This is a genomic window from Streptococcus infantis, from assembly GCF_001579645.1.
In the GTDB taxonomy this organism is placed as follows: domain Bacteria; phylum Bacillota; class Bacilli; order Lactobacillales; family Streptococcaceae; genus Streptococcus; species Streptococcus infantis_E.
This window is the reverse complement of sequence record NZ_KQ970818.1, coordinates 872,335-879,608: the sequence shown is the minus strand read 5'-3', so window position 1 is coordinate 879,608 and position 7,274 is coordinate 872,335. Positions and strand designations below refer to the sequence as shown.

Annotated in this window: 1 protein-coding gene and 1 pseudogene; one reads left to right on the top strand and one right to left on the bottom strand. The window is 33.8% G+C overall.

Annotated features, from left to right (window positions below; all coding sequences use genetic code 11):
* A pseudogene (locus tag SINDD18_RS10965) lies at positions 1-854 on the bottom strand (transposase); the annotation flags it as partial.
* A gap of 271 nt (positions 855-1,125) precedes the next feature.
* Between SINDD18_RS10965 and SINDD18_RS04200 the strand changes: the two are divergent.
* On the top strand, positions 1,126-7,274 hold a 6,149-nt coding region (locus SINDD18_RS04200; RefSeq protein ID WP_061863195.1), incomplete at its 3' end, for a S8 family serine peptidase.

Here is a 7,274-nt window from a genome sequence, read left to right as displayed (position 1 = left end):
CCTTTTTGAATAGGTGGACGTTTTAGATGCTAGATTCTTTGCCAATTTGGTGTGATTCATGCTCATGAAGATGAATGCTATCTCTATTGAGACGGCTTGTTTGCCTCTGACATGCACTCTGCGCACGCCGAAAACTACCAAAAACGGGTTCAACATCAATTTTTACGTTTGGCATAAATTTGAGAGCCTTCTTCACTATGTAATGTTTGCTTAAGGAGTTCCTTAAAGCAATTCCAAGTTGGATTATAATGGATTTGTTTCTGATTTCCACTATCTGTTTTAGTCAACTGTTCTAACTCAGGAGTATCTTGAACTTTATCCGCCTCATAAATCTTGAAATCACGTTGAAAGCCATACTTATCAGTTCGACTAGAGTAGTTCTTAAAGGAATAAACTAGGCAATCGGGCTTTATAAACTGGTCCGTGTCTTCAAGATATTCCCAGTTCATTGGGTTATCTGTGCTCGTTTAGTACTTTTTAGTCAATTTTGATTAGGTTGTTGGCAAGTTTACTGGAGTGGAAGTTATTAATCGTTTTATAGCTAACATAGGTATCTTGCCTCAACCATTTCATAGGAATGACTTATTCGTTCATTTGAACGATTTTACATCCAGAGAACACTTGACGAGCATATGCGAACAGGGTCATCTTCATGAGCATGGCTGGATGAAAGGCAGGGCGGCCAGTGTAGGAGGTCTTTTCCAATAGAACTTGACTAGGAATACTGTCCACAAAGAGGCTAATCATTCTCGTTCGTGAATTAGTGGAATATCGTGGGCAAGATTCACTTCCAAACTTAACTGAGTTTTTGGTGGTTTTAGTAGTGGTTCAACTTGATTCCTACTGTTTTTGATGGTGTGAATGTGCTTATAATGTATTCCAGTTAACCACGAAAGCTTTGGATTTTATAAAATTAACACAGATTAAAAAACAAATTAATGTGTATTAATTTTTCTTGACTTAAATTTTTTTAATTGATATACTATTTTTCAGAGAGCTAACAATTATATATAAATGTACTACTCTATTTCCTAGATAATACTTCATAAAACTTTTTATAACAAAGGCTAGCAAAGTTAAAGTTTTCTATCTATTGGAAGTTAAATAAATATGTAAGGAATTAAAATGAAAAAAAGTACAGTATTGTCACTAACCACAGCTGCAGTTATTTTAGCAGCATATGTCCCTATCGAGGTAGTCTTAGCAGAAACATCTAGTTCTGAAGATGCTGTAACTATCTCTGATAAAGAAAAAGTAGCAGTAGATAAGGAAACAGAAAATAAAGAGAAACATGAAGATATTCATAATGCTATAGAAACTTTAAAGCATACTGAAGAGAAGAAAACAACAATTATTGAGGAAAAAGAAGTTGTTAGTAAAAATCCTGTAATAGACAATAACACTAGCAATGAAGAAGCAAAAATCAAAGAAGAAAATTCCAATCAATCCCAAGGAGATCATGCGGACTCGTCTGCAAGTAAAGACCCAGAAAGTCCCAAAAAAGAGGATAAACTTGTCTATATTGCTGAATTTAAAGATGAAGCATCTGGAGAAAAAGCAATCAAGGAATTATCCAATCTTAAGGATACAAACGTTTTATATACCTATAATACGATTTTTAATGGTGTTGCAATAGAAACAACTCCAGATAATCTGGACAAAATTAAACTAATAGAAGGTATCTCATCGGTTGAACGATCACAAAAAGTCCAGCCAATGATGAATCATGCTAGAAAGGAAATTGGAGTTGAAGAGGCAATTGATTACCTAAAGTCTATCAATGCTCCATTTGGTAAAAATTTTGATGGCAGAGGTATGGTCATCTCAAATATCGATACCGGGACAGATTATAGGCATAAGGCCATGAGGATTGATGATGATGCTAAAGACTCAATGAAATTTAAAAAAGAAGACTTAAAAGGTACTGATAAAAATTTCTGGTTGAGTGATAAAATCCCTCATGCGTTCAATTATTATAATGGTGGTAAAATCACTGTAGAAAAAGCTGATGATGGAAGCGATTATTTTGATCCACATGGGATGCATATTGCAGGGATTCTTGCAGGAAATGATACTGAAAAAGATATTAAAAACTTTAACGGAATAGATGGAATTGCTCCTAATGCACAGATCTTCTCTTATAAAATGTACTCTGACGCAGGATCTGGGTTCGCAGGGGATGAAACAATGTTTCATGCTATTGAAGATTCGATCAAACACAATGTCGATGTTGTTTCGGTATCATCTGGCTTTACAGGAACAGGTCTTGTAGGTGAGAAATATTGGCAAGCTATTAGAGCGTTAAGAAAAGCAGGCATTCCAATGGTTGTAGCTACGGGTAACTATGCGACTTCTGCTTCAAGTTCGTCTTGGGATTTAGTAGCAAATAATAATCTGAAAATGACAGATACTGGAAATGTAACACGAACTGCAGCACATGAAGATGCGATAGCGGTCGCTTCTGCTAAAAATCAAACAGTTGAGTTTGATAAAGTTAACATAGGTGGAGAAAATTTTAAATACAGAAATATAGGGGCCTTTTTCGATAAGAATAAAATCATAACAAATGAAGATGGTTCAAAAGCTCCTAGTAAATTGAAATTTGTATATATAGGCAAAGGTCAAGACCAAGATTTGATAGGATTGGATCTTAAGGGCAAAATTGCAGTAATGGATCGAATTTATACCAAGGATTTGAAAAATGCTTTTAAAAGAGCTACGGATAAGGGCGCACGCGCCATTATGGTTGTAAATACTGTCAATTACTACAATAGAGATAATTGGGCAGAGCTTCCAGCTATGGGATATGAAGCGGATGAAGGAACTACTAGTCAAGTATTTTCAATTTCAGGAGATGATGGTGTAAAGCTATGGAACATGATTAATCCTGATAAAAAAACTGAAGTCAAAAGAAATAATAAGGAAGATTTTAAAGATAAATTGGAGCAATACTATCCAATTGATATGGAAAGCTATAATTCCAATAAACCGAATGTAGGTGACGAAAAAGAGATTGACTTTAAGTTTGCATCTGACACAGACAAAGAACTCTATAAAGAAGATATCATAGTTCCAGCAGGATCCACATCTTGGGGACCAAGAATAGATTTACTTTTAAAACCTGATGTTTCAGCACCAGGTAAAAATATTAAATCTACTCTCAATGTCATTAATGGGAAATCAACTTATGGTTATATGTCAGGGACTAGTATGGCAACTCCAATCGTTGCAGCTTCTACTGTTTTGATTAGGCCCAAGTTAAAGGAAATGCTTGAAAGACCTGTGTTGAAAAATCTTAAGGGAGATGACAAAATAGATCTTACAAGTCTTACAAAAATAGCCCTACAAAATACTGCACGGCCTATGATGGATGCGACTTCTTGGAAAGAAAAAAGTCAATACTTTGCATCACCTAGACAACAGGGAGCAGGTCTAATTAATGTTGCCAATGCTTTGAGAAATGAAGTCGTAGCGACTTTCAAAAACACGGATTCTAAAGGTTTGGTAAACTCTTATGGTTCTATTTCTCTTAAAGAAATAAAAGGAGATAAAAAATATTTTACAATTAAGCTTCACAATACATCCAACAGACCTTTGACCTTTAAAGTTTCAGCATCAACTGTAACTACAGATGCTCTAACTGACAGACTCAAACTGGATGAAACATACAAAGACGAAAAATCACCAGATGGGAAGCAAATTGTTCCAGAAATTCACCCAGAAAAAGTCAAAGGAGCAAATATCACATTTGAGCATGACACTTTCACTATAGGCCCAAATTCTAGCTTTGATTTAAATGCGGTTATAAATGTTGGAGAGGCTAAAAACAAAAATAAATTTGTAGAATCATTTATTCATTTTGAGTCTGTGGAAGAAATGGAAGCACTAAACTCTAACGGGAAGAAAATAAACTTCCAACCATCTTTATCGATGCCTCTAATGGGATTTGCTGGAAATTGGAACAAGGAACCAATCCTTGATAAATGGGCCTGGGAAGAAGGATCAAAATCAAAAACAATGGAAGGTTATGATGATGATGGTAAACCAAAAATTCCAGGAACCTTAAATAAGGGAATTGGTGGAGAGCATGGTATAGATAAATTTAATCCAGCAGGAGTTATACAAAATAGAAAAGATAAAAATACAACATCCCTAGATCAAAATCCAGAATTATTTGCTTTCAATAACGAAGGGATTAACGCACCATCATCAAGTGGTTCTAAGATTGCTAAAATTTATCCTTTAGATTCAAATGGAAATCCTCAAGATGCGCAACTTGAGAGAGGATTAACACCTTCTCCACTTGTATTAAGAAGTGCAGAAGAAGGATTGATTTCAATAGTAAATACAAATAAAGAGGGAGAAAATCAAAGAGACTTAAAAGTCATTTCGAGAGAACACTTTATTAAAGGAATTTTAAACTCTAAAAGAAATGATGCAAAGGGAATCAAATCTTCTAAACTAAAAGTTTGGGGTGACTTGAAATGGGATGGACTCATTTATAACCCTAGAGGTAGAGAAGAAAATGCACCAGAAAGCAAGGATACCAAAGATCCTGCTACTAAGATACGAGGTCAATTTGAACCAATTGCAGAAGGTCAATATTTCTATAAATTTAAATATAGACTAACTAAAGATTACCCATGGCAGGTTTCCTATATTCCTGTAAAAATTGATAATACAGCCCCTAAGATTGTTTCGATTGATTTTTCAAATCCTGAAAAAATTAAGCTGATCACAAAGGATACCTATCACAAGGTAAAAGAGCAATACAAGAATGAAACGCTATTTGCGAGAGATCAGAAAGAACATCCTGAAAAATTTGACGAGATTGCCAACGAAGTTTGGTATGCTGGAGCTGCTCTGGTTAATGAAGATGGAGAGGTTGAGAAAAATCTTGAAGTAACTTATGCAGGTGAGGGTCAAGGAAGAAATAGGAAACTTGACAAAGATGGAAATACCATTTATGAAATTAAAGGTGCAGGAGATTTAAGAGGAAAAATCATTGAAGTCATTGCATTAGATGGCTCTAGCAATTTCACAAAGATTCATAGAATAAAATTTGATGATCATGCTGATGAAAAGGGAATGATTTCCTATTATCTAGTAGATCCTAATCAAGATTCATCTAAATACCAAAAACTTGGTGAGATTGCAGAATCTAAATTTAAAAATTTAGGAAATGTTATAGACGATAGTCTTAAAAAAGATACAACTGAGGAAGAAAATCATCAAGACAATGAAGAGTCTATCGAAGAAAAATCTAGCTTGACTATTCATAAAACTATTTCAACAATTAGAGAGTTTGAAAGTAAAGACTTGAAGAAACTCATTAAAAAGAAATTTAGAGAAGTTGATGACTTTACAAGTGAAACTGGTAAGAGAATAGAGGAATACGATTATAAATACGATGATAAGGGAAATATCATTTCTTATGACGATGGTAGTGCCTTACAATATGAAACTGAAAAGCTTGACGAAATCAAATCAAAAATTTATGGTATTTTAAGCCCGTCTAAAGATGGACACTTTGAAATTCTTGGAAAGATAAGTAATGTTTCTAAAAATGCCAAGGTATATTATGGCAATAATTATAAATCGATAGAAATCAAAACGACCAAGTATGATTCACATTCAAAAACGATGACATTTGATTTATACGCTAATATTAATGATATTGTGGATGGATTAGCTTTTGCAGGAGATATGAGATTCTTTGTTAAAGATGATGATCGAATAAAAGCTGAAACGAAGATTAGAATGCCTGAAAAAAATAAGGAAACTAAAACAGAATATCCCTATGCATCAAGTTATGGAAATGTAATAGAATTAGGAGAAGGTGATCTTTCAAAGAACAAACCAACCAATTTAACGGAAATGGAATCTGGTAAAATCTATTCTGATTCAGAAAAACAACAATATCTATTAAAGGATAATATCATTCTAAGAAAAGGCTATGCACTAAAAGTGACTACCTATAATCCTGGAAAAACGGATATGTTAGAAGGGAATGGAGTCTATAGCAAGGAAGATATAGCAAAAATACAAAAGGCCAATCCTAATCTAAGAGTCCTATCAGAAAAAATAATTTATGCTGATAGTAGAAATGTAGAAGATGGAAGAAGTACTCAATCCGTATTAATGTCGGCTTTGGACGGTTTTAACATTGTAAAATATCAAGTGTTTACCTTTAAAATGAATGATAAAGGGGAAGCAATCGATAAAGATGGAAATCTTGTGACAGATTCTTCTAAACTGGTATTATTTGGTAAGGATGGTAAAGAGTACATAGGAGAGGATAAGTCTAATGTAGAAGCTATAAAAGAAGATGGCTCTACGTTATTTATTGATGCAAAACCAGTAAATCTTTCAATGGACAAGAACTACTTTAATCCATCTAAATCTAATAAAATTTATGTACGAAATCCAGAATTTTATTTAAGAGGTAAGATTTCTGATAAGGGTGGTTTTAACTGGGAATTGAGAGTGAATGAATCTGTTGTAGATAATTATTTAATCTACGGAGATTTACACATTGATAACACTAGAGATTTTAACATTAAGCTTAATGTTAAAGACGGTGACATCATGGACTGGGGAATGAAAGACTATAAAGCAAACGGATTCCCAGATAAGGTAACAGATATGGATGGAAATGTTTATCTTCAAACTGGCTATAGCGATTTGAATGCGAAAGCGGTTGGAGTACACTATCAATTTTTATATGATAATGTTAAACCAGAAGTAAACATTGATCCTAAGGGAAATACAAGTATCGAATATGCTGACGGAAAATCTGTAGTCTTTAACATCAATGATAAGAGAAATAATGGATTCGATGGTGAGATTCAAGACAAACATATTTATGTAAATGGAAAAGAATACAAATCATTTGATGATATTAAACAACTAACAGATAAGACACTAAACATTAAGATTGTTGTAAAAGATTTCGCAAGAAATACGACCGTAAAAGAATTCATTTTAAACAAAGATACGGGAGAGTTAAGCGAATTAAAACCTCATACGGTGACTGTGACCATTCAAAATGGAAAAGAAATGAGTTCAACGATAGTGTCGGAAGAAGATTTCATTTTACCTGTCTATAAGGGAGAATTAGAAAAAGGATATCAATTTGACGGCTGGGAAATTTCTGGTGTCGAAGGGAAAAAAGACGCTGGCTATGTTATTAATGTGTCAAAAGATACCCTTATAAAACCTGTATTCAAGAAAATAGAGGAGAAAAAGGAGGAGGAGAATAAACCTACTTTTGA